At 42.3% G+C, this 24,571-nt stretch carries 19 protein-coding genes; 7 read left to right on the top strand and 12 right to left on the bottom strand.

What is annotated here, in order from left to right; genetic code table 11:
• Nucleotides 1-39: 39 nt before the first annotated feature.
• The 3 genes from VLA57_RS09375 to VLA57_RS09365 form a co-directional block, all read right to left on the bottom strand.
• Entirely contained in the window at nt 40-954 is a 915-nt protein-coding gene (locus VLA57_RS09375; RefSeq protein ID WP_133104173.1) for an ATP-binding cassette domain-containing protein, read from the bottom strand.
• Nucleotides 955-1,063: 109 nt separating this feature from the next.
• The gene (locus VLA57_RS09370) at nt 1,064-3,004 is read right to left on the bottom strand and encodes a glycine betaine ABC transporter substrate-binding protein (protein WP_333954837.1); all 1,941 of its coding nucleotides are present in this window, start codon (nt 3,002-3,004) and stop codon (nt 1,064-1,066) included.
• A 263-nt stretch (nt 3,005-3,267) separates the two neighbouring features.
• Entirely contained in the window at nt 3,268-4,740 is a 1,473-nt protein-coding gene (locus VLA57_RS09365) for a coniferyl aldehyde dehydrogenase (protein WP_133104172.1), read from the bottom strand.
• A 434-nt stretch (nt 4,741-5,174) separates the two neighbouring features.
• On the opposite strand from VLA57_RS09365, the gene lipB reads away from it, so the two are divergent.
• The 3 genes from lipB (at nt 5,175) to VLA57_RS09350 (ending at nt 7,349) form a co-directional block, all read left to right on the top strand.
• Nucleotides 5,175-6,032 carry a lipoyl(octanoyl) transferase LipB gene (lipB, locus tag VLA57_RS09360; protein ID WP_133104171.1) on the top strand — a complete coding sequence of 286 codons (858 nt, stop codon included), beginning with the start codon at nt 5,175-5,177 and terminating at the stop codon, nt 6,030-6,032.
• A gap of 186 nt (nt 6,033-6,218) precedes the next feature.
• Entirely contained in the window at nt 6,219-6,749 is a 531-nt protein-coding gene (locus VLA57_RS09355; RefSeq protein ID WP_133104170.1) for an inorganic diphosphatase, read from the top strand.
• Nucleotides 6,750-6,884: 135 nt separating this feature from the next.
• Nucleotides 6,885-7,349 carry a hypothetical protein gene (locus VLA57_RS09350; RefSeq protein ID WP_133104169.1) on the top strand — a complete coding sequence of 155 codons (465 nt, stop codon included), beginning with the start codon at nt 6,885-6,887 and terminating at the stop codon, nt 7,347-7,349.
• Nucleotides 7,350-7,511: 162 nt separating this feature from the next.
• On the opposite strand, the gene VLA57_RS09345 is transcribed toward VLA57_RS09350, so the two are convergent.
• Nucleotides 7,512-8,141, bottom strand: a complete 630-nt coding sequence (locus VLA57_RS09345; protein WP_133104168.1) for a DedA family protein — start codon at nt 8,139-8,141, stop codon at nt 7,512-7,514.
• Between the two features lie 213 nt (nt 8,142-8,354).
• Between VLA57_RS09345 and VLA57_RS09340 the strand changes: the two genes are divergently transcribed.
• Complete coding sequence (locus VLA57_RS09340; protein WP_333954835.1) at nt 8,355-9,356, top strand: TerC family protein; 1,002 nt, start codon at nt 8,355-8,357, stop codon at nt 9,354-9,356.
• A 391-nt stretch (nt 9,357-9,747) separates the two neighbouring features.
• Here VLA57_RS09340 and VLA57_RS09335 read toward each other — a convergent pair whose 3' ends face one another.
• The 4 genes from VLA57_RS09335 to VLA57_RS09320 form a co-directional block, all read right to left on the bottom strand.
• Complete coding sequence (locus VLA57_RS09335) at nt 9,748-10,635, bottom strand: SDR family NAD(P)-dependent oxidoreductase (RefSeq protein WP_020443284.1); 888 nt, start codon at nt 10,633-10,635, stop codon at nt 9,748-9,750.
• Between the two features lie 165 nt (nt 10,636-10,800).
• Nucleotides 10,801-11,832: a tRNA dihydrouridine synthase DusB gene (gene dusB, locus VLA57_RS09330; protein ID WP_133104166.1), complete on the bottom strand. Its 1,032-nt coding sequence runs from the start codon at nt 11,830-11,832 to the stop codon at nt 10,801-10,803.
• Between the two features lie 129 nt (nt 11,833-11,961).
• Complete coding sequence (locus VLA57_RS09325) at nt 11,962-14,010, bottom strand: BCCT family transporter (protein ID WP_133104165.1); 2,049 nt, start codon at nt 14,008-14,010, stop codon at nt 11,962-11,964.
• A gap of 220 nt (nt 14,011-14,230) precedes the next feature.
• Entirely contained in the window at nt 14,231-14,671 is a 441-nt protein-coding gene (locus VLA57_RS09320; RefSeq protein WP_133104164.1) for an HIT family protein, read from the bottom strand.
• A 238-nt stretch (nt 14,672-14,909) separates the two neighbouring features.
• Here VLA57_RS09320 and VLA57_RS09315 point away from each other — a divergent pair, with 238 nt between their 5' ends.
• The 3 genes from VLA57_RS09315 (at nt 14,910) to VLA57_RS09305 (ending at nt 19,233) form a co-directional block, all read left to right on the top strand.
• Complete coding sequence (locus tag VLA57_RS09315) at nt 14,910-15,683, top strand: hypothetical protein (protein ID WP_133104163.1); 774 nt, start codon at nt 14,910-14,912, stop codon at nt 15,681-15,683.
• Between the two features lie 180 nt (nt 15,684-15,863).
• On the top strand, nt 15,864-17,774 hold the full coding sequence (gene ilvD / locus VLA57_RS09310) for a dihydroxy-acid dehydratase (RefSeq protein WP_011513411.1): 1,911 nt from the start codon (nt 15,864-15,866) through the stop codon (nt 17,772-17,774).
• Between the two features lie 211 nt (nt 17,775-17,985).
• Complete coding sequence (locus VLA57_RS09305) at nt 17,986-19,233, top strand: cation:proton antiporter (RefSeq protein WP_011513410.1); 1,248 nt, start codon at nt 17,986-17,988, stop codon at nt 19,231-19,233.
• A gap of 57 nt (nt 19,234-19,290) precedes the next feature.
• On the opposite strand, the gene VLA57_RS09300 is transcribed toward VLA57_RS09305, so the two are convergent.
• The 4 genes from VLA57_RS09300 to VLA57_RS09285 form a co-directional block, all read right to left on the bottom strand.
• A complete protein-coding gene (locus tag VLA57_RS09300) occupies nt 19,291-20,763 on the bottom strand; it encodes a serine hydrolase domain-containing protein (protein ID WP_133104162.1) in 1,473 nt (490 codons plus the stop codon).
• A 166-nt stretch (nt 20,764-20,929) separates the two neighbouring features.
• On the bottom strand, nt 20,930-21,493 hold the full coding sequence (locus tag VLA57_RS09295) for a beta-lactamase hydrolase domain-containing protein (protein WP_133104161.1): 564 nt from the start codon (nt 21,491-21,493) through the stop codon (nt 20,930-20,932).
• Between the two features lie 49 nt (nt 21,494-21,542).
• Nucleotides 21,543-22,460 (bottom strand): MaoC family dehydratase, encoded by a 918-nt coding sequence (locus VLA57_RS09290; RefSeq protein ID WP_133104160.1) that lies wholly within the window; start codon nt 22,458-22,460, stop codon nt 21,543-21,545.
• A gap of 298 nt (nt 22,461-22,758) precedes the next feature.
• Nucleotides 22,759-24,159, bottom strand: coding sequence for a 3-oxoacyl-ACP reductase (locus VLA57_RS09285; protein ID WP_133104159.1), 1,401 nt, complete (start codon nt 24,157-24,159; stop codon nt 22,759-22,761).
• Nucleotides 24,160-24,571: the final 412 nt, after the last annotated feature.

The following is a 24,571-nucleotide window of genomic DNA, read 5'->3' as shown; positions in this document are numbered from 1 at the left end:
AGCACTGTATCTTTTTTAAAATGAATCGACTATATACACCTACTGCTTAGCACCCATAAATCTAGCGACATACTCATCAGTGGGATTATGACGTAAGTCGCTTGGTGTGCCTGTTTGCACCAAACGTCCACCATTCAAAATACTAATACGCTGACCTACCTTGATGGCTTCGTCAATATCATGGGTGATAAACACGATCGTCTTATTCAATCGTGCTTGTAGCTCTAATAACTGCTCCTGTAGTTGAGCGCGAATCAAAGGATCGAGCGCCGAAAAGGCTTCATCCATGAGCAATATAGGATTGTCCATTGCCAAAGCACGTGCCAGCCCAACGCGTTGCTGCATGCCTCCTGACAGCTCATCGGGATAGCTACGCTCTAGATTGGATAGACCAACTTCATTCAGCCAGTGCCGAGCCACCTCATGACGCTCCTTGATACTCATCTTTCGCACCCGCAAGCCATAGGCGACGTTTTGAATGACGGTCATATGAGGTACCAGACCAAAATGCTGAAACACCATACTGACCGTTTGCTGACGATAGTGCTGAAGCTCTTTATCATTGAGCGCTAAGATATTAATAGCAGAAGAGGGTTCTCCTTTCTCTATTAGCAAGGCATCTTTATTTGTAACTACTGAGTTAGATACTATTTTAGTCACAGAGTTTTTAGCATTGATAGCCGTGTTTACCAATATCTTGCCACTGGTTGGATCAATCAGACGATTGATATGACGTATCAAGGTTGACTTGCCGGAGCCTGACAACCCCATAATACAATGCAGCTCACCTGCTTTGACCGCCAAATTAATATCATAAAGCCCGACCGAATAGCCGGTTTGCTCTTTTACCGCAATACTATCCATACCCTCAGCCAGCAATGCCAATGCCATTTTTGCTTGTGCGTGACTGGCGTTATATATCTTACTGATATTTTCTAGCTGAATATGATTCATTGTCGTTCTCTTTGTTTTTATTTTTAGAATTTTTATCTATTAAGATTGATTGATGTAGTTGAGTTATTTTAAAACCGACACAAGGCATTATTATGTCTGCAAATAATCGTTAACCAATCGGGCGTCTACCAGCTTCAATGGTTTTTTGGCGCGCACGCTTACCTTGCCCAAACGCCTGAGTAATGCGGTCAATGATAATCGCCACAATGACAATCGCCGTACCTGCTTGTAAGCCTTGACCAATATTGAGCGTTTGAATAGATTGCAATACATCTTCACCAAGACCTGGCGCTCCGATCATGGACGCCAATACCACCATAGACAGTGACATCATGACGGCTTGGTTTACCCCTGCCATGATACTGGGCAGCGCTTGTGGTAGCTTAATCCAAATAAGTAATTGCAGATGCGTACTGCCAAACGAGCGTCCTGCTTCCACCATTTCATGATTCACTTGAGTAATACCTAAGGTCGTCAGACGAATAAGCGGCGGTAATGCATAAATAATGGTGGCAAACAGCGCTGGCACTTTACCGATTCCAAACAGCATCAGTACCGGTATCAGATAAACAAAGCTTGGCATGGTTTGCATCACATCTAATATAGGCGTCACAATCTTACGCAATAGCTTACTTCCTGACATGGCAATGCCGATAGGAATACCAATAACCACCGTCACCCATACTGAAACGATGAGCAATGCCAAGGTATCAATTAACGCGCCCCATAAACCAAATGCCCCAATCAAGAACAACCCAGCGCCGCATGCTAAAGCAAACCAAATCTTGCGTACAGCAAACCATGCCAATACCGTCACAAGGGCAATAATTAGCCATGGAGGGATAAGCGTTAACAGGCGCTCAATAGGGAGCAATAAATACGTTAAGGCGACGGTACTGATCGTACGGAATACGTCGCCATGATTGCGAACGACGCTGGCTAAGGTGTTATTCAGTTGAGATTCAAGTGACCATGAAGGGAAGATAGATGATGGGTCTGCTAGGTTCGTACTAGATGCTTTTTTATCAGTCACGATAGCAGCACCCGTTAAGCTAATACCTAATTTAGCTGCAAGGTTGGTAGCTGCCTCGTCCGATAACCACTGCTGCCAAACTTGGGGGTTATCACGTAGAAAAACAAAGGCTTGCTCTTCTCCGCTACGTTTGCTTTCAGTCATCTCTAAAATAGCACCATTAAGCTCAGCGGGGCTAAATTGGATTTTTTTGAAAACATCTGCAAGCTCAGGATTGGCATCGATAAACGGGGTAGATACAGCGATACCTAAAGGCGATACAGGGAATCCCGACACACAATCAGCGGTGCCATCAGCAAGTAATAAGTCTTGCCAGCAGGCATCATCATGGGCAGGAAATTCCAATGCGGCAAAATCGTATTTTGCCATCAAACCTGTCGGCTGCCAGTAATAAAATAAGAGTGGCTTATGCTGCTCAAAAGCAGAGGCAATTTCGGCATCAAGGGCTGCACCTGTGCCGGGATGGGCATTATTAAAATCACTCTCCAAGCCAGTATTTTTAAGCAATCGCGTATTAAAAATCTCACACGTCCAACCAGATGGACAGTTCATAAAGCGTGATTTGCTGGGGTTTTCAGGGTCTTTAAACAGCTCAGCGTATTTAGGCAGATCTTGATAACGGCGTAGACCCGGGTTTTCGTCCAGTACATATTTAGGAACATACCAACCTTGGGTTGCACCGCCCTTAAGCGTGTCACCAATGACAGCGACTTTATTCTGCTCAATAGCTTGTGTCATGATGGGTGAGCGCCCTATCCACTGCTCTCCAATGACTTGGATATCATCTTGCGACAATGCTGTTTCAAGTGCAGGACCTGCTCCCGGCACCTCCTCTACCTGACAGCCATAGCCGCTCTCAATGATGTATTTTAAAATACCGCTTGTGAACTGACCACTCTCCCATGTCAATGCCCCAAATTTAATCGGTGCTTGGCATGTTGGCACAGCAGCTGATACTGGCAAAGACAGTAAGAGCGAGCTTATAAGCAATAAGCTAAATGCAATCCATTGGCGCACGGCGTTATCCTATTCATTATCTTTATTATGAAAATAGCTGTCATTATCCTAATTTGAGCAATTAATAAGCCTATCATCTACTACTGATTTTTATCTAAAACAAACAAAACTATCGTTTAGTGTTACCACAAAGTGTAGCGATTTATAACACTGATAACAAATGATTCTTTAGACAAAAAAAATAGCACCTACTGTAGTAGATGCTATTGATGGATGAATGTGAATAAATACTATCTATTCAATAAGGCAACTATTTTAAACTACTATTTCAAAAACAGCGCCATTGCCTTTTTAAATAAGCCACCATAGGGCGGTAACAATATATTTAGCCCATTCAATTTGGATTGTACAAAGATAGGTTTCATATGACTCAAACGATCAAATCCAGCTTTACCATGGTAAGCGCCTGTACCTGAATCGCCAACACCGCCAAACGGCAAGTCATGCTGCGCTACATGCATAATCACTTCGTTGATACATAGTCCGCCCGATACCGTATTGGTGCGTACTTTATCGATATCACGGCTATTATCACCGAAGACATATAGCGCTAACGGTCGTGGACGGGCGTTAATAAATGCAATCGCATTATCAAGAGTGTCATAGTGCATGAGTGGTAAAACGGGTGCAAATATCTCGTTTTGCATCAAATCACTCTCAGGCGCAGGCTCGCTGACAATAACCGGTGGCATGAGACGCGTTTCAAGATTAGACGTCGCATCAGTGAGTCTATATACACCTTCACTGGATAAATTCTCTAAATAGCCTTTAACACGCTTGAACTGCTGAACATTAATAATGCGCGAGTAATCAGGATTGCTTTCAATATTGGGATAGTGTTTCTCCATCCACTCTCTTGCCAGACGCACAAATTCATCATGATATTGGCGCTGAATCAGTACATAGTCAGGCGCGATACACGTTTGACCTGCGTTTAAAGTCTTGCCCATCATCACACGATTGACAGCATTTTCTAGGTTAGCACCCTCTAGTACTATGACTGGCGACTTACCACCGAGCTCAAGCGTGACCGGTGTTAGATTGGGTGCTGCCGCTGCCATTACCTTTTTACCAACAGCAGTAGAGCCAGTATAGAGCAGGTGATCAAAAGGCAGCTCACTAAAAGCCGCTGCAATCTCAACTTCACCGATGACCACACAAACCATATCTGCTGAAAAATAACGTGAAATGGTTTCTGCAAACGTTTGCGCAAATTGCGGCGCCGCTTCACTCATTTTAACCATGATGCGGTTACCAGCGGTAATCGCGTCAATCATCGGTCCTATCGCCAAGAATAAAGGATAGTTCCAAGGTACCATGATACCAACCACACCTAATGGCTGTGGCAAAATCTCATTATGGGCTGGCATATATAGTGCTGAAATCGATACTCGCTGCGCCTTCATCCACCTCTTACCGTGCTTTTTGGCATGACTGATACCCGTAAAGCTCGGAAACAGCTCGGCAAATTGAGTTTCTGATTCACTACGATAGCCAAAATCAGCACTGATAGCATTAGCAAGTAGCTGTTGATTGTCACTCAGCATTAGCTCTAGATTATCGAGTTGGTCTCTACGCGTTGCCCAATCATTGATAGGCTGAGTACGGCTTAGATTTTGCATGCGTGAAAACTGTGACTGCATATCTGCCACGGTTTTGATAATACTAAGCCCTTCGTGCTCATCGTATTGAGGATGCATCGCTTGAACCTGATTGTTTTGATCGCTGTCTGTCATATATCTTCCTTGTCATATACGTGAGAGTCAGCACGTTTTGTCAAATTTAAGACTCTATAGCTATTATTAGACACTAAAAATCACTGATATCACTCTATTATCCTTGTAAACGTGTTATCTATGCAACAAAGCCTAATAGTGAATAAGGCTAAAACATCATTTTCTTAGATATTACTTTTGTTTAGTACCATTTAATGTAGCCCATTGATTCCTGAATGAACAGCATCTTTAATGCACCCATGGGTTTGTATACGATGCGTATCTGCTCACTACAAGGTGCCTTTTGTGACTATTTTATTCTTTTATATTTTTCCAGTTCAATATAATTAAAATTAAAATTTGGGCGACAATATGAAAACTGCTACACTCAATGACAGTAATATTAACAATAGATAGCCCATTTTACATAACAAAAACATAAGACAGCCACTCTCATGCCAAATACTATGCAGGCGCTTAATACGCAACCACTTAATGAAAATCTCATCACAAAGTCACTCACTGCTGCTGATTATGTGGCTACTCTTGATGCCATGTTATCACGCACGTTAGAGCGTATCGCTCTTAAAAAAGAGCAAGGACTGCGTACGCCTGACGAGTTATGGATTGTCGATCACAATGACGTTTATACTCTTGGGCAAGCAGGTAAAGAAGAGCATATCCTGCAACGTACTAATACGCCTATCATTAAGACGGATCGCGGTGGTCAGGTAACATGGCATGGACATGGTCAGCTGGTTATGTATTGGCTGTTTGATTTGGACAGTATCAGCTGGAGTGTGCGCAATATGGTCTCACACGCTGAGCAAGCGATTGAGGATGTGGTCAATGACTGTCTCAAGAGCACAGCATCAACTGACACCAACCATATCAGCGCCCGTGCCCGCCGTGATGCTCCAGGTGTCTATCTATATGCTGATATGGCTACAGAAACGGACAGCGCTCCTACTAGTGATGAGATAGAAGTTGATAATACCATTATGATTGGCAAAATCGCGTCGCTTGGCTTTAAAATCAAGCATGGCTTTAGCTACCATGGTATTGCCATTAATTTAGATTGTGATTTATCAGCATTTAATGCTATCAACCCTTGTGGTTATGCTGGCATGCAAATGTTGCGTTTGGCGGATTTTGTTAATATGAACCAAGCGACCAATATACAGCCAAATAACCTACCGCTTACCGATGACCAAAAGACCCTGAGCTACGAGCAATTTACGCAACAGCTCATCGACAATATCGCAAAACGTCATGCAGGAGACATCCCATTGCGTGAATTAGCGCCAAAATAGGTATTTTTTGTATAATCCTTTTTTGCATAATATCGTGCGCGCTTAGACTTAAGCATTGTGAGAAAATTTGATTCAAACTTGTTATAATCGCACACGGCACAAATTGGGCGCAGTAACGAACCTTGGACGCCGATTTTAACCCTTTACGATTCAAACATTCATAACAAAAGCACATTGGAGTATTTTATGGCAGATTTTAATAAAATTTTGGACGCAGGCGATGTTGACGGCGGCATTATTAATGTCGTAGTAGAAATCCCAGCTGGTAGTAGCCATAAAATTGAGTGGAATCGCGAGTTGGCCGTATTTGAGCTTGATCGTGTTGACCCACAGATTTTTGCCAAGCCTTGCAACTATGGTTTTATCCCACAAACTCTTGATGAAGATGGCGACGAGTTAGATGCGCTTATCATCACAGAACAGCCTTTACCGACTGGTATTTTCTTAAAAGCGAAAGTCATCGGTGTGATGAAGTTTGTTGATGATGGCGAAGTCGATGACAAAATCGTCGTCGTACCTGCTGACGACCGTGATACAGGCAACGCTTATAACAGTCTAGCGGACTTACCAAAGCAGCTGATCAATCAGCTAGAATTCCATTTCAGTCACTATAAAGACCTCAAAAAAGCAGGTACAACGGTGGTTGAATCTTGGGGTAACGTAGAAGAAGCCAAAGAAGTCATTAAAGAGTCTATCCAACGCTGGAAAGATCTATAAATTAAAATGAAATAAAATTGATAACAGTACCGCAGATATGATGATAACTGCGGTATTTTTTTGCTTGAATTTTGACTGTACAACAAGGTTATAATACCCCAATCTACTTATTATCATGCTCAAATAAGGACAGTCATGTTTGATTCTGATTCAGGCTTAGAACCTGCCAAAGTAAAATTACCGAAAACGGTTATCATGATGGTCGAAAAAGGCAATCTGGTCATGGCAATTAAGACGTTAGCCGCTGACGAAAATATCAGTATGGATGCTGCAAAATCTCGCATCGATGCATACGAGCTTGCTCTCAAAAATCAGCAGCAGCAAAAATTAAACAGTATCGCTAATAAACAAGGCATTCCTAGTCAAGCCATGAACTTTGATAGAGAAACAGTCGAAGATGATACTGAGCGCTTGATTAAGAGTAAAGTAAAAAGCACACCAACGGAGCAAAGCTTCCAAAGCCTACAAGAAGGCGTTGACAGTCAGCTCAATGATTTAGGCTATAAAAAACCCCTACTGCCCTACTGGGCAAAGCGACTACTCATCATTGCTATCATTATGGCTGGGTTATTTTGGATAATGTGGCGTGTGTTTGGCTAGTCTTTTATAAGTGGTTCCATTATAGCAGTCTGTTTTAAGTAGTCTGTTAATAGGTTTGAAGGGTGAAACAGTTGGTTCCCTTGGGGTATGCCTAAAATAAAATATTGAGGAATCTATCGGTAAAGTAAAGAACCGTCATTTTCCCCATAAATCGATTTTGTTTTAAACAGTTTTACTATTATGCTGATCAGATAGTCGACGTCTAATAAGCCAAACAACAATCATGACTATGGCAAGTAATAAGAAAACCTTAGAGTAAGGCGCTAGCATAGCTGCAATGACCTCATAGTTTCTACCCAAGTAAAATCCTGAAAGAGTCAATATTGTCGTCCAAATACTTGCCCCTAAAGCCGTTAATATTACAAAAGAAACCAGCGACATTTTATTCATCCCTGCAGGAATGGAAATTAGTGAACGAATACCAGGCACCATGCGACCAAAAAAAACCGCTTTTTTACCATGTTTATCGAACCAAACATTGGACGATAAAATATCCTCAGGCTTAATAAACACGTATTTGCCGTACCTTTTAGTAAAAATCACTAGTCGCTCTTCATTGAATAAAGATCCTAGATAGTAGAGAGGTAGAGCGCCTAAAACGCTGCCAAATGTACCTGCTGCTATGACCAATAGTATATTTAAATCACCTTTAGCTGACGCAAAACCTGCTGCTGGCATAATTAGCTCAGAAGGTATAGGTGGAAAAACATTTTCAGCAAACATGGCAAATATAATGCCAAGATAGCCAAACTTTGCCATGATAACTAGCACCCATTCACTCATTTGATGCATTGGTTTACCTTATCTTGTTAGTGATTTATTTATCATTTAAATAGGTTCAAATAGTAATATGTCATTAGCTTTTCTAAACTAAAATTGGTGTAGATGAAAAGAAATAAAATCTGTATATTAGATTTTCTTCTTAGGGCTTTGGCACTGATATAACGGCATATCAATTGCAGCTAAATATCATAGCGACCCCTATTATTATACTTGAGGAACATTGTGGAAACCATCGGCACCCCTTGGCTATATGCCATTTTTTTTGTAATAGTCGCAGTCATGTTACTGATCGACTTTTTAGGTTTTAAGCACAAACATACGCCAGAGAGTTCTGATGTAAACGCAGTACAAGAGAACCAACCTGTTTCTATTAAATTGGCTGCGGTATGGAGTATCGCTTGGGTCAGTGTATCTGCTTTATTCGCAGGCGGATTATGGTGGTATTTAAATGCAAATTTGGGTACAGCAGTTGCTAACCAAAAAACTTTAGAGTTTGTGACTGGTTATTTAATCGAAAAATCACTAGCGATTGATAACGTGTTTGTCTGGCTCATGATTTTTGGCGCGTTTGCTGTTCCACCTGCATTACAGCGTCGTATCCTATTATATGGCGTGATCGGAGCTATTGTTTTAAGTACTCTTTTTCTTCTTGCCGGCGCATGGCTCATTCAAGAGTTTTCATGGATACTTTATATATTTGGTGCGTTTTTGGTTTATACCGGCTATAAGTTTTTAAAAGGTGGCCATGACGAACCTGTCGACCTTGAGGAAATGAAGCTATTAAAATGGCTACGTAGACACATGCGCATTACGTCCACGCTACGAGGCGAAAAGTTTTTAGTGCGTGAAAACGGTCTATTGTGGGCGACACCCATGTTGGTAGTATTAATTTTAGTCGAAATCTCTGATGTTATTTTTGCAGTTGATTCTATTCCTGCTATTTTTGCCATTACCACCGACCCATTCATTGTATTAAGTGCTAACTTATTCGCTATTTTAGGTCTGCGTGCTATGTTCTTCCTATTAGCAGGCGCAGCAGCCACAATGCACTACTTACCATATGGGCTAGGCGTGATAATGACATTTATTGGTATAAAAATGCTTCTACTTGATCTTTATCACGTTCCAATAGCAGCTTCTTTAGGCTTTATTGCAGTAGTGCTAATTATTACTGGATTGATGTCATGGCGTTATGCCAAAAATAATCCGCAGGCGCAGATATAAATCAATATAGTACTAACTTGGTAAGCGCTTGATGCCAAGTTGGTACTACATATATCAAGTCCCTCTAATATTTTCTAAATACTAAGAATTGAAGCAAGGAATAAAGCTTACAGTAATAGGAATTAAGATAGTCATGATGCATGTCTTAATTTCCATTACGTATATGCTTAAGAGCACATCTGCATTTTTTTAATGAGTTAGTTCATCAACATATCTCTTGTAACAAAAGGCTTAAGTTCTCATTAGGAAAAACCGTCCTTCTTCCCATAACGAGCCTTATGTTAAATAGAAATCCACTGCTGCCTACCCGTCTGTATCATTATCAATGCTTTTAAGGCACTAAAAAAGGATACCGAAGTATCCTTTTTTGGTTATACATAATAAATACAATCTAGTGATGCTCACCCGGTAAGATTCTGGCAAAGGCACGTTGAGCAAGGTTTGGTTTTTTATCGGTGGTTTGAGCGGCGCGAGTGCTCGGGAAAATGCGATAACCCATCGATTGAATACCAACGTTAATCGCTGGTGCTAATGAATAAGTAGCCGACGCAAACTTGCCCATGTTGCTGGCAATACTGTTTGGTTTATGAACGATCGCTTTGGCGACCATCATTGCGGCCTCATCTGGCATAAGCGCTGGCATATAACGATAAAGCTTAGTTGGCTCAATCATCGGCGTGCGTACCAATGGCATAAAGATATTGGTTATCGTCACATTATCGCCTTTGACTTCTGCAGCTAGACAACGGCTAAAGGCATCCAAGGCCGATTTTGAGGCGACATACGCGGCAAAACGCGGACTGTTTGCCAATACACCAATTGATGAAATATTCACAATTTGACCCGTTTGACGTTCAATCATCGTCGGCAAAAACCCAAGAATGATTTTGACTGCGCCAAAGTAATTAATATCCATGGTACGCTCAAAATCATGGAAACGTTCAGTGGATTCGTGAACCGAGCGTCGTATCGAGCGACCGGCATTATTTACCAAGACATCAACGTGACCAAAGTCCGCCAAAATTTGCGTGCTAACTTTTTCAATGGCATCCATATTGGTCAAATCACAAGGATAATAACTTGCCTTACCACCAAGCTCTTCGATACTTTCTTTAACCGCTTTTAGCTTCTCTTCAGTACGTGCCAACAAAATGACATGAGCACCGCATTCACTAAGCAAAAAAGCAGTACGCTCACCAATACCGCTTGATGCCCCCGTTATAATAATATTTTTGTCTTGAACTGCTTTACCGATTGCTTTTTTTGAAGGGTTAGCCATGAAACATCCTTTTAAAAATTAGACTTCCGTTAATATTTACCTAAATCATAACAAAGAAATATAGGTTAAAGGAAATAAATAAGCAATAAAGCCAGTTTAACTGGATAGACATTCTTACTAGATGAAGTATGGATCACTTTGTGCTCGACATATGCTCTTCATTGTTTATTCATGAGCATTCAAAAAATCCTCTACCACACGGAACTGTCCGGCGGTACTTTCCTCACCATACATGGCTTGCCTAAAGGCGTTAGAGTTCGGAATACCGGTGGTATACCAAGCAATGTGCTTGCGAGCAATACGGCAGCCTGAGTATTCACCATAAAAACCGTATAGCTCTTCTAAATGTGTCAGTACAATTTCTTTTATCTCGCTAACACTGGGCGATGCCAGCGTCTCACCTGTGCGCAAAAAATGCTCGATATCGCGAAATATCCATGGTTGTCCTTGGGCAGCGCGTCCAATCATCACCGCATCGCAGCCGGTTAGCTCATAAACACGCTGCGCTTTTTGCGCGCTGTCTATATCGCCATTTGCGATGACTGGAATGCTAATACTTTCTTTGACCTCACGTATCAGCTCATAACGCGCCTCTCCGGTATACATATCTTCACGCGTGCGTCCATGGATGGCAATAGCAGCTATACCCGCTTGCTCTGCTCGCTTTGCAACGCGCAAAATATTTTCACGTCCATTCTCATAGCCCAAGCGCGTTTTTAAAGTAACGGGCGCATCGACGGCATTCACCGCAGCATCTAGCAATCGAGCAACCAAGTCTTCATCTTGCAATAGTGCAGAGCCTGCCAATTTACGACAAACCTTTTTGGCAGGGCAGCCCATATTAATATCAATAATTTGTGCACCATTATCAATCTGATAACGCGCCGCTTCTGCCAATTTATCAGGTTCAGCTCCAGCAATTTGTGCCGAAATAGGCGCGATTTCATTATCAAAATTGGCACGATAGAGCGATTTTTTGCGCGCATACAATGCCGTATCAGCGATAATCATTTCACTGACTGCATGACCTGCACCAAAAGATTTGCACAATCTGCGAAAAGGATTGTCTGTCACGCCAGCCATCGGTGCAACTATCAAACGGTTCTCAATCGTCAAGCCGCCAATCACGAGTGGCTGCAATAAAGGATGGTCTGAGGTAGGATTAGACGAAAGTAAAACTGGAGAATCAATAGACATAAAAAACGGCTTGATTGGCAATGAAAACAAGCCGTTATTCTAAGGATTCGTGCGCATATTGCAAGGGATTACGTAATCATTTGCTCAGCTCATAAAGTTTATCAACATTGAATGTCCTGTTTAATATACCTATTTATCAAACACACTGCCCTGCTCAAGCGTTATATCTTCATCATGCTCTTGCATACGCCACGGTAAAATATCTGGTGAGACATTGACAAAGTGTAGATATTTCTCAAACTGATCGATAATGTCATTAATAATCGACACTGATTCATAACCATATAAATCATAGGTCTGACCACCACGGCGCAAATACACTTCAGCACGGTAATGGTGCTCTTGCGGCAATTTTTTTGCCATATCTTCCGTATAATAATCAGGAATATCATGCTCTGATAAGCGAACCTCGTACCAGAACTCCACATTATCGCCACTTCTCAATTCTAATACAGCGCGGTTATTGATCTCATCATAATTCACATCAGGTAACCAACCTGTATCAGCGAACTTCTCAGCCACTTCGTTCATAGAAGATAAAATCGTTCCTCTGATATAACTAAGTACTTTATCGCGTGTTGGCTGCTCAGTCATATAATCAATACGCTCGCGCCAAGCCTCTAGTTTCAGTAGATGCGGCGGCAAATGGTTATCGTTACCTAAACTCTGGTTACGATGACCTTCAATACGTAGCGCTCGCCACATGCCAAATATCGAAATTAATATAATAACGGCAAAGGGTAAGGCGCTGACAATAGCGGCAGTCTGCAATGCTGTCAGTCCACCAGCTACCAGTAAAGCCGCGGCAACTGCCCCTTCAGTCACTACCCAAAAAGTACGTTGCCACCATGGCGTATCACTACGTCCACCCGCTGCAAGAGAGTCAATCACCAACGACCCTGAATCCGATGAGGTCACAAAAAAGGTAATAATTAATAGTACTGTTAATGACGACACTATCTGAGTAAAAGGCAAGTTCTCTAATAATTTAAATAACGCAATTGCTTGGTTGTTCTGCACTTCAGTAATGAGTGCATCGTAGCCATCAACCATAATCATATGGAGCGCTGTATCACCAAAAACCGCGAACCAAAAGAATGTAAAGAAGGTTGGTACTAACATCACGCCCAATACGAATTCACGGATAGTACGACCCCGACTAATCTTGGCAATAAACAATCCGACAAAGGGTGCCCAAGCAATCGTCCATGCAAAGATAAAGAGTGTCCAACTGCCGATCCAATCACTCGATTGATAAGCTTGTAAACTAAAAGTACGCTCAACGATATTGCCTAAATAGCTGCCCGTGTTTTCCATAAAAGCGTTTAGAATAAAGATGGTGGGACCCACGATAAAAACAAACAGCATCAGTCCCGTTGCTAACATCATGTTCAAAATTGAGAGTCGCTTTACCCCTTTATCCATGCCAGCGAGAACAGATGCCAAAGCTGCTAGTGTCACCAGCGCAATGATAATCACCTGAACTGTAATACTAACAGGTATCGTATTTGGTAATAGATAATTTAACCCGGCATTGATCTGTGATACAGAAATCCCCAAACTGGTCGCAATACCGAACATCGTGCCCACAATGGCAAACACATCAACAGTATGTCCAATCGGACCATAAATTTTATCACCAATGAGTGGATATAGTGTTGAGCGCATTGACAAGGGCAAGCCATGACGAAAAGAGAAATATGCCAGCGACAAACCTACCACACCATAAATCGCCCAAATATGAAAACCCCAGTGAAAATAGGCAATTTGCATCGCTTCTTTGGCAGCCTCAATAGTCTGTGGCGTTGAGAGTGGCGGACTGGCAAAGTGTATGACTGGCTCTGCTACGCCGTAAAATAATAAAGCAATCCCGTACCCTGCTGAAAATAGCATGGCAAACCACTCAAGAAAATTATACTCAGCCTGAGCATGATCTGGTCCCAGTTTAATACTGCCATAAGACGAAAACGCCAAGACAATAATAAACATCAAAAATATGGCGACTGCTAGCATATAGAACCAGCCGAAAGTCTCAGTGGTAAAATTCAGAACGGTGCTAAATAGTTCCCCAGCAGACTCAGGATTAATGGCAGTACCAATCACTAATAGCAGCATAATGGCTGCTGCCGGCACGAAGACGGGCAAAAGAATAGTGGAACGGGAGGATTTGTTCTTCATAAGCAGATTCTTATATTAACGATCAAGTAGACTTAATGTTTACCACAAACCGATTACTAACCCCAGTATTGCTGCCCATTTGTCACATTACTTGAACTATTGTTACAGCACTATTACCTAAAAACAAAAAAGGCAACTTGTTAGTTGCCCTTTTATTATTATCTAAAGAGTAAGTACTATCTGTTCTTTTAACTCAGAACAACGATAGACGTTTTTAAAATTACGCAGCAATAATCGCTGCCAGTTGTTCAGCTGTTTTTGCAAGCTCGGCGTGATCTGCTTGTGTGACGGCATGGCGACCAAGCTCATGAATACTAGAAGGAATCAGGTGCACATGATAATGAAAAACCGTTTGCCCCGCTTCTGCACCATTTAGCTGCATTTGGATAATGCCTTCACGATTAAATACCTGACGCTGGGCTTCCATAACTTTTTTAGCCGTCATCAACACAGCTGCCGCATATTCAGGTTCAAGATCAGCTAAGTCCACCGCTTTTTGCTTAGGAATGACCAAAACATGCCCCTTTGCTTGTGGCATGATATCCATAAAAGCAAGAGTCTTATCATCTTCATAAACTTTATGATAAGGGATATCGCCATCGAGCATTTTGGCAAAAATATTATCGTCTTTATAAGTAGTTTGCGGATTGGCTTGGCTCATTATCTTATTCCTTTAACCTGTATTATTATTGAATCAAAGTTAGTATTGATTGGATAGCGAGTATTAAACGAATACTTACACCATTAAATATAGTGGACGAAATCTCACTTAAGTACAAGTATCAGATAATCACTGATTGATCTTCATGAACTAACTTGCTGCTCTCGTTGATGATTAAATTATTGACGAGTCATGCGCGATAAATGTTATATTAATCTACTCTCTCGATGACCTTACCATGATGGATTTGACTGCCTTGCCAACTCAATTATCTAATAATACTGACGCTCATACGCAATCTATCAATGACGCTACCATAAACAATGATGAGCATGAGCAAACGCTTGGGGCAAATAACCCTCCAGCTACTGACCCAAATGCCATTATATTAGCGCAAGCATTGACTGATAAAGCCATCAGTTGGCGTATTCATAACTGTAAAATCAGTCAAAAGACCATCACTCAAGACTTACCGCTGCCATTTTTATATCATTATGACAGTTTGGACGATGTCGTTAAGCAGACCTATCCTTTAACCCCAAAGCTACTGGCACAATTTAATACACCGATGACAGCGCAAGAAGCTGCCAAGCTAATTGGTATCGATGAAGCACTCATATCCAATCCGTGGCATGTCAAGGTGATTGGCTCATTGGTGGTATTTAGTGAAGCATTACAACTCGCTGTCCGTTTGCATTGGACCAATACGGGTAAAGAGACGCAGCAGATTTATACTAAAAATAAAGATGATGCTATCATTGCAGCCTTTAAAGAATGGCAGTTTTTTGGTCGTATTGATATCCTGTATAAAAACAACAAACAAGCGCTAATTAGTATTGACGAACAGAGCATTGATACAGAGACCAATAAACCGCTGCCGTTGACGATAGAAGCCAATATGGAGTATCAATACCTACCAGCGACTCACGCCTTAGTCGTCATTGCCAAGCTAGAAGCAGATAAAGATGAGCTCCCTTGGTTTGAAACCGCTATTTTGGAGCGGCTTGCATAAATGATTGACCCTTAAGTCTTGTTTGTTATAGGTTAATTATTTTCAGTTACTCATATCTAATGGTATGGTAACGACTTAGTATTATTCACTAGTACTCTCCCGGTATAAAAAGCACACTATCAACATTGCAGCGGATGCTGCACATATTAATAAATCTCGCTCATTTGTAAGGAATACCACATGGATTACAATTCAAAAACCTCTACCGGCGGTCGTAATATGGCAGGTGCTCGTGCTCTATGGCGCGCAACTGGCATGACTGATGGCGACTTTGGCAAACCTATTATTGCCATTGCCAACTCTTTTACCCAGTTTGTACCCGGCCATGTGCATTTAAAAGATTTGGGACAAATGGTTGCACGCGAGATTGAAAAAGCCGGTGGCGTGGCAAAAGAGTTCAACACCATTGCCGTCGATGACGGTATTGCCATGGGTCATAGCGGTATGTTGTATTCACTACCGAGTCGAGATTTAATTGCTGATTCTGTCGAGTATATGGTCAATGCCCACTGCGCCGATGCGCTAGTATGTATTTCTAACTGCGATAAAATCACTCCGGGTATGTTGATGGCAGCCATGCGCCTCAATATTCCCGTCGTCTTTATTTCAGGTGGCCCAATGGAAGCGGGTAAAATTATCGCCAGCACGGTCGCACACAGTCATAATAATGATGGTAGTAGCGACGTCCATAGCACTGACAGTAAAGGTAATGCCATTCGTAAGCTTGACCTCGTCGATGCGATGATGGACGCGGCCGATGATAGCATTAGTGATGAAGATGTCGCTGCTATTGAAGCCTCAGCGTGCCCGACTTGTGGGTCGTGCTCTGGCATGTTCACTGCCAACTCGATGAATTGCTTGACCGAAGCATTAGGATTGGCATTACCGGGTAATGGATCATTATTAGCAACCCATTCGCTACGTCGCGAGCTATTCCTAGAAGCTGGTCGTACCATCGTGTCACTAGCCAAACGTCGCTATGAGCAAGATGATGATTCAGTCCTACCGCGCTCTATCGCTACTAAAGCCGCGTTTGAAAATGCCATGACTTTAGACATCGCCATGGGCGGCTCTACCAATACTATTTTGCATTTGCTTGCTGCTGCACATGAAGCCGAAGTCGACTTCAAAATGCACGATATTGACCGTTTAAGTCGTGGCGTCCCTTGTTTGGCTAAAGTTGCCCCTGCTTCACAAAAGTATCATATGGAAGATGTGCATCGTGCTGGTGGTGTCTTTGCGCTATTGGCCGAGCTTGACCGTGCTGGTTTGCTGCATACCGATTTGCCAACTATCCATAGTGCCACGATGAAAGAAGCGATTGATAAATGGGATATTATGAATCCTGACAATCTTGAAGCACGTGCACGCTATATTGCAGCCCCTGGTGGCGTACGGACGACTGAGGCTTTCTCACAATCAAAAGAATGGTCAAATCTGGATGTGAACCGAGAGTCAGGCTGTATCCGAAGTGCCCAACATGCTTATTCAACTGATGGCGGTCTTGCCGTTCTATACGGAAACATTGCTGAGCGTGGCTGTGTGGTCAAAACTGCCGGCGTTGATGACAGCATCTTGGTTTTCACCGGACGTGCACGCATCTTTGAATCACAAGATGACGCAGTAGCAGCGGTGCTTGATGATCAAATCGTCGCAGGCGATGTAGTTATCATCCGTTTTGAGGGTCCAAAAGGCGGTCCTGGTATGCAAGAGATGCTCTACCCGACGACTTATCTAAAATCTAAAGGCCTAGGCAAAGAATGTGCGCTGCTTACAGATGGTCGCTTCTCTGGTGGGACATCAGGCTTGTCTATTGGTCATGCCAGCCCAGAAGCCGCTGAAGGCGGCGCCATTGGCCTAGTGCAAGAAGGCGATACTATCCATATTGATATCCCAAACCGCACCATCAATATGCAGGTCAGTGATGAAGAGTTAGCTGCTCGCCGCGAAGAAATGGAAAGTCGTGGACGTGATGCTTGGAAACCCGTTAGCCGTGAGCGTCATGTCTCTCCTGCTTTACGTGCCTATGCTGCAATGACCACCAGTGCCGATACGGGCGCTGTACGTGACGTCAGCCAAGTTGAACGTTAGACAATAATATTTAAGTACCCTTCTTGAACTGAATTTATTAAGCCTGCGCAATGCAGGCTTTTTTTCACCAAAAAACAACGTATCTGTCTATTTAATCACTATCTGATAACGATTTTTTGCGATATTTAGATGTTTTTACCGTCATTATAAACGGCTACTAAGTGTGACTTTTTTAAACTTTAAATTAAATATAACAGCGTGCACCAACCTCATGATTGAAAATTACAATTTATTCTTATTGGTTTGCGGCATTGCCTTCGTATTCGGTGCGCTATTTCCGATTATCTTTAAACGCACGCCTATCTCCTTGCCCATGCTGCAATTAAGCTTTGGTTTGATGATGGGCTATTTTTGGACAAGTTTGGCATTTTTGAACCCTATCGATAATGGACTGATTATCGAAAAACTGACTGAAATCGTAGTGTTGGTTTCTTTGGTCGGTGCGGGTATCAAGATTGATACTGAGCTGTCTTGGCGATTATGGCGTCCGACGATGCGCCTACTCCTGATTACCATGCCCATCGGTATCTTTGCGATGGCAGTATTAGGTTACTATGCCTTTGGTATGACGATAGGTGCTGCGATTTTACTCGGCGCTGTCCTTGCCCCAACGGATCCGGTATTGGCCTCTAGCATTCAAGTTGGACCGCCCAATACTGGAGGTGAAGATACACCACGCTTTACCTTAACCTCAGAGGCAGGGTTAAATGATGGTCTAGCGTTCCCTTTTGTATATCTTGCGATTAAGATCGCAGAAGCCTATAGCGAAGGAGAGCGTTTTACGGGGGATATGCTGTGGTCTTGGTTTACCCATGATGTATTGTGGAAGATTGGCGCAGGGTTACTGGTCGGCATCTTCGTTGGCAAAGTCATGGCAAAGTTGGTGTTCTCAAAGTATAGCCGTGAGACGACTATGTCTCAAGGTTATGTGGTCATTGCCCTAACTCTGGTGGCATATGGATTGGCAGAATACGTCCATAGTTATGGCTTTATTGCTGTATTTGTCGCGGCATTTGCGTTCCGTCGTTCAGAATCTGAACACACTTACCACCATAAATTGCATGATTTTGCTGAGCAATCAGAAGGTTTACTCATGTCACTGGTGCTTGTCATCTTTGGCATGTTCCTTGGACAAGGTCTACAAGCTGGCGTTGAGCTAACATGGCGCGTCTACATTGTCAGCTTTACTTTTTTATTATTGATTCGTCCGCTTGGCGGCTTTATTGCCTTATCAGGGCTGAATCTACCACGCACTGAAAAATACGCCATATCAGCCCTAGGTATCCGCGGCATCGGTACCCTGTACTATTTATCTTATGCACTCAACCAAGGGTTTTTTAATGATGAAGATGCCCTTAAACTTTGGATAGTGTGCTCAATTGTGATTTTGGCGTCTATTTTTATACATGGTTTAACAGCAAAACAGTTGCTTAAAATGACACCAAACAAAGCGCAATAATAAGATAAACAGTATTTCTTTAACTAAAAAATGCTATTTATAAATCACTAACGCTGATTAAATTTCAGTATTAATTAGATCCAAGACTGCTTCCGTCAGCGCAAACTGGCGGATATCGTTGAGCATGGTCACATCAAAATTATGGACAAAGGCAAACGATAGCTGCTGCTCGGGGTCGCACCACGCAACCGAGCCGTTATAGCCCATATGTCCAAAACTTTGTGGCGCATGAAATTTTGTATCGTGAGTGTTTACCTCAAAATTATCGCTATTACAAATACTAAAGCGGCGATGATAACCCAAGCGCCAATCCATATGGGCTGGCATAACGGCATCCATACCAGTGACTTGCGGCGTTGATAGCTGCTTAAAAGTTGCCTCATCAATGAGTGTTTTCCCTTGCCACATACCACCATTAGCCAACATCGCATAAATCGTCGCCAGTGCATGTGCTGATGCGACGCCATTGGCAGCAGGGATAGTAGCTCGTAAAGTCTGCGGATGATAATAGTCAATCGGTTCTTTGCTCGCAAGTAACAGGGCTGCTTTATAGTTTTTAAGATTCAGCTGACTGTTATCAAAGTATAAAAGGTTGATTTGTGCCGTATCCAATGTTGGCAATACTTTCCCTATCTGCTCTTCACTATCAGCTGTTACTGATTGGATTGCATACTGATTGGCTGCTTGTTGTTGCCAGCAGGCATAGCTCGGTAAATCGCTATAAGTTTGCAAGGTATCTACTGAATCTGGTTTTAAAACTGGTTTATGACGGCGGGAACGTGGCTGCGGTTGTGAGCTTTCTTGTGCATTTTCTGACACTTCTTCTACTGACTCAAAGTTTTTAACCAATCGCGCAACCTTGTCGACCTGATTTTCTGGTACACCAAAGTAGCAGCTGTTGGCAATACCTAATGGCTCTGTTAGATAATGGCGTAACGCTTGAGCCAGTGGCATCGCAGTAACGGCTTCTATCACGCCGCCCAGCACCCAACCATAGACCAAGGCACTGTAAGCACTGTCGTATAATTCCGCCTGCTCAGGGGCAGTCACAGGCATTGCTGCAATTTTCTCTAGCGTCATATTCCAATCAAGGACGGTTTCATTATCGAGGTCAATACTTTGAATCGAAAAAATATTGGCTTGATGCGACATTACGCTGCGTAAAGTGATTTTCTCTTTATTTTGCGCGCCAAATGCTGACCAGTAATGGGCAATCGGTAGGTCATAATCCATTTTTTTCTGTGATACCAATACATGAACCAGTGTCGCCAAGATGCCTTTGCCAGTCGAAAAGTTCAATGATAAAGTATCTGTATTCCATGATAAATCAGCACGTGCCAGTCCCACACTTGCTTGTGCGATACATTTGCCAGCTTGATAAACCACTAATGCGCCTCCTGCCGGCGCATCATCAAGCTGCAAATCTGTTAGCAACTGTTGAAGCCGACGTTGGATATGATTGTCAGTATATGTACCTGCGGTAGCGTTTTGCTGGGTAGCTGTAGAGATGCTTTCATTATTATTGTTCATAAGTGCCCTGTTCTATTTTATATTTATGAAGTTATTCAGTTTAAAGCCTGTCATACATCTTATCAGGATAAAAAATCTCTATCCTCCAAAATATTTTTATAATGTATCACACAATAAAAAAGGCAACCCTAAGGTCGCCTTTTTTATTGTTAGGGATATTTATGATTTAACGCGGTACTAGCAATCGATTATGAACCTCTTCTGCAAGTTTAGTCAAACCATGACTACGCCCACGCTCCATAGCCGTATCCATTTTACGTCCACGTAACCAACCAGCCCGTAGGGCTATGGCAGCGCCAACACGATTGCCAGAGCCACAATGCATGGCAATTTTTTTGCCATGATGCTGACGTAGTATGTTATCAAACGCCAGTATTTTAAGCTGTTTCAAGTCAGCAGTGCCATTGATAGGTAAATGCTCGTATTGCATGCCTGCCTGCTCTACAGCTGTACTTTCATCGAATTTCAGCTCTTCATCAGGCTGCAAGTTAATAACCAACTCAACTCCAGCTGCTGCCAATGCGGCCACCTTTTCATCATCAAGCGCACCGCATACGATGGTATTTTCATCAGGACGAAAATATGGATCGAATATGGTGGCAAGATGGATGCCATTATCGTTGCTACTAGTGTCGGCACTGCTAGCATCAGCAACTGTTGCTTTGTCTACGTCTACCGCAGCTGAATGATCAGAGTATTCGGTGCTTTTTGAATTTTCATGTAAAGTCATAAGGATAAATGTGTTCAATAATAATGATTTTTGATATAAAAATTATATTTTACTTCGCTTCATCCTGCAAGGTAATCACACCAGCAAGATGCGGCTTGTCATTTTTTGCACTAAACAAACCAAACTGGCAAGTATCTTCTGCGCCTTCTAACTGAACAAGTGGATCAGCGATAAGCTCTACTTCAGATGGTAAGAAAATAGGCAGCTTAAATGACACCTCAACCGTACAAGCATCAGGCAGCTCGCCCATCATCGCCAAACACTTAGCTTTTGACCACATACCATGAGCAATAGCTTTTGGAAAACCAAAGGCACGTGCTGATAATGGATGCAAATGTATCAGGTTAAAATCACCAGAGACAAACGCATAACGGCGACCGATATCTTCTGGCACTTCAAAAATACTGTGAACACCCTCTTCATTGATTGATGGCTTAACGGCTACTGGACGCGGCGTACTCTTTTTGTCCTTACTGCTGGCAGGTTTTTTGCTGCGTGATAGATAAGTCGACGTGCCTTCCCAAATGATTTCGTCTGCTGCTTTTACCGTGGTGACAAAATCAAACTGCTGACCTTGGGCATGGTCACGCAAATTATCAAACATCACTGACATAGCAACCGTTTCACTCTGCTTAATGGCACGATACTGGGTCACGCTGTTATCGACGTGAACCAGTCCTAGCATAGCAAATGGAAATGGCTCTTTGACCATCATATTCATCTGTAACGCCTGTGACAGCACCGAAAAATACGTAATTGGCACATTGCCATCGTCTGCAAAGCCGCAAATTTTACGATAATCATTTAGATTGCTTTGATCAATATGCAAATCATCTACAAAATATGTCGCTTGCGGCAACTCATCGCGGCTGACTTTACCATTATTACCGATAGGCAATAGGCTTTTGACAATATTTGCATAAGTAGTATGCGCTTTGGGCAACGCATCATAATGTTTGTCTGACATAATACATCCTAAGTTGGGATTGAGTAGTTTTTTGATGGCATTTAATATGCTATGAGTTCGATGACTAAAATATAAGATGAAATCCTAAAATAGGCGCAACGGTATTTGGCTTATTGTCACTTTGTTTTTATCATAAAAAAGCCACCCTTGGGCAGCTTTATTACAATTTATGAGCAGTTTTTTCGTAAGCATATGTGAAGTAACGTCAATACCTTGTTTAATAAAGGCAATCAGCGACCAGCTTTATGGCTCAGATAGCCTTCGTTATTCTCTGCATTTTCATCTGATATAAGAACAATTATGCACCTAATAAGCTTTGACCGCAAACGCGGACAACGTTGCCATTTAGACCACCAGAGGCAGGTGATGCAAACCATGCGATGGTTTCTGCAACATCGACTGGTAAACCGCCTTGACTCATCGAGTTCATACGACGACCTGCTTCACGGATAGCAAATGGAATCGCTTCAGTCATTTGCGTTTCGATAAATCCTGGCGCAACTGCATTGATGGTCATGCCTTTTGCATTGTCTTCTAGCTGCTTGGCGGTTGCATTGACCAAACCAATGACACCAGATTTTGAAGTCGCATAGTTGGTTTGACCCAAGTTGCCAGCGATACCTGAGATTGAAGACACACAAACGATACGTGCAGCATCTTTTAGTACATCGTTATCTAGTAAATAACGGTTAAGCTTAGCGATGCTGCCCAAATTGATATTGAGCACCATATCCCACTGTTTATCATCCATATTTGCTAGTGTTTTATCGCGGGTGATACCAGCATTATGAATCACTGAATCCAAACCACCCCGTTTTTGTGCAGCTTCTGCGATTTCTTTACCAGCATCAGCACTGGTAATATCCACTGTCAAAGCCGAACCACTAATTTCATTTGCCACTTTCTGCAAGTCAGCTTGCTGCTGTGGTACATCTAAACAAATAACATGTGCCCCTTCACGAGCCAATACACGGGCAATTGCTTCGCCGATACCGCGACTTGCGCCAGTGACTAGCATGGTTTTGCCACCTAGTGGTTGGTTCCAATCGACATCGACATTAGAACCATTACTGACACGTACGACCTGTCCTGACACATAAGCTGAACGCGCTGACGTAAAAAAACGTAGCGTTGAGTCTAAATTCTGCTCTGCGCCTGCTTCAACATAGATAAGCTGTGCGGTAATACCACGTTTAAACTCTTTACCAACTGATTTTACAAAACCTTCAAGGGCACGCTGCGCCAATGCGGCTTCGATATCAGTCAACGCTTCTGGTGGACGACCAATGACGATCACTCGACCTGATTTTTCGACACGGCGCGCAACGCTATGAAAGAACTCGTACACTTGTTTGAGCTCTTCAGCACTGCTAATATTGCTGGCATCAAACAATAAAACTTTAAACTTATCATCACTGCCAGTATTGGCTTTGGCTTTAACGCCTGCATCCGACAGGGTATCTTTTACGTCATCACCACTATTTACAAAGATTTCCGTATGCAGCTCTGACAAAATACGAGCCACTGACGCACTAACTGCGTTATCGCCACCATTAGCACGACCAACCAGCACGCTGCCACGTACCAAAGGTTGACCACTATCAAAACGGTCAAGATCTACTGGCATTGGTAAGCCTAAATTCTTTGCAACCTTTTTACCAATAGACGACTGAACAAAATCACCATAACGGTCTGACATAATATAATCCTTTAATTGATGAATAAAATAATAGTAAACAAGAATAAAATGTATCTATGATGAAATGCGCGCTATTAAAGTGCATTGATTATAAAAAACACCTGTATAAAGCGGCATTAATATCATCATTTATAAATAATAAGTACTTATTAAATAGGTTAGAAACGGTCTTAACTATACACATTCATACCGAATAAGTCCAAAAACCACTAATGTCCATAGCAATATGTAGACAAGCCAGTATACAAGATGGACTATTTTTCTGCCGTTAAAGGATTTTAGTTTGTGCTAAGCTAAGACCTATAAGTTATAGCAAATCCATTTATCGATAACAATATATTATCAAACCTACGATTATGCAATGCTTTTAATCAGTACTAGCCAGTTTATAAAGCTTGTATTTATCCTTGTA

This window comes from Psychrobacter sp. S4(2024), from assembly GCF_036861305.1.
Lineage (GTDB): Bacteria > Pseudomonadota > Gammaproteobacteria > Pseudomonadales > Moraxellaceae > Psychrobacter > Psychrobacter cryohalolentis.
The sequence above is the reverse complement of the archived record's forward strand: the minus strand, read 5'-3'. Positions and strand labels throughout refer to the sequence as shown.

Bases quoted from the DNA above. Each gene is read 5' to 3' on its own strand.
- lipB (WP_133104171.1), top strand. From the start codon at position 5,175: ATGCCAAATACTATGCAGGCGCTTAATACGCAACCACTTAATGAAAAT.
- ilvD (WP_011513411.1), top strand. From the start codon at position 15,864: ATGGATTACAATTCAAAAACCTCTACCGGCGGTCGTAATATGGCAGGT.
- VLA57_RS09365 (WP_133104172.1), bottom strand. From the start codon at position 4,740: ATGACAGACAGCGATCAAAACAATCAGGTTCAAGCGATGCATCCTCAA.
- VLA57_RS09320 (WP_133104164.1), bottom strand. From the start codon at position 14,671: ATGAGCCAAGCCAATCCGCAAACTACTTATAAAGACGATAATATTTTT.
- VLA57_RS09285 (WP_133104159.1), bottom strand. From the start codon at position 24,159: ATGTCAGACCGTTATGGTGATTTTGTTCAGTCGTCTATTGGTAAAAAG.
- VLA57_RS09375 (WP_133104173.1), bottom strand. From the start codon at position 954: ATGAATCATATTCAGCTAGAAAATATCAGTAAGATATATAACGCCAGT.
- VLA57_RS09305 (WP_011513410.1), top strand. From the start codon at position 17,986: ATGATTGAAAATTACAATTTATTCTTATTGGTTTGCGGCATTGCCTTC.
- VLA57_RS09315 (WP_133104163.1), top strand. From the start codon at position 14,910: ATGATGGATTTGACTGCCTTGCCAACTCAATTATCTAATAATACTGAC.
- VLA57_RS09350 (WP_133104169.1), top strand. From the start codon at position 6,885: ATGTTTGATTCTGATTCAGGCTTAGAACCTGCCAAAGTAAAATTACCG.
- VLA57_RS09325 (WP_133104165.1), bottom strand. From the start codon at position 14,010: ATGAAGAACAAATCCTCCCGTTCCACTATTCTTTTGCCCGTCTTCGTG.
- VLA57_RS09295 (WP_133104161.1), bottom strand. From the start codon at position 21,493: ATGACTTTACATGAAAATTCAAAAAGCACCGAATACTCTGATCATTCA.
- VLA57_RS09355 (WP_133104170.1), top strand. From the start codon at position 6,219: ATGGCAGATTTTAATAAAATTTTGGACGCAGGCGATGTTGACGGCGGC.
- dusB (WP_133104166.1), bottom strand. From the start codon at position 11,832: ATGTCTATTGATTCTCCAGTTTTACTTTCGTCTAATCCTACCTCAGAC.
- VLA57_RS09345 (WP_133104168.1), bottom strand. From the start codon at position 8,141: ATGCATCAAATGAGTGAATGGGTGCTAGTTATCATGGCAAAGTTTGGC.
- VLA57_RS09290 (WP_133104160.1), bottom strand. From the start codon at position 22,460: ATGTCAGACAAACATTATGATGCGTTGCCCAAAGCGCATACTACTTAT.
- VLA57_RS09335 (WP_020443284.1), bottom strand. From the start codon at position 10,635: ATGGCTAACCCTTCAAAAAAAGCAATCGGTAAAGCAGTTCAAGACAAA.
- VLA57_RS09300 (WP_133104162.1), bottom strand. From the start codon at position 20,763: ATGAACAATAATAATGAAAGCATCTCTACAGCTACCCAGCAAAACGCT.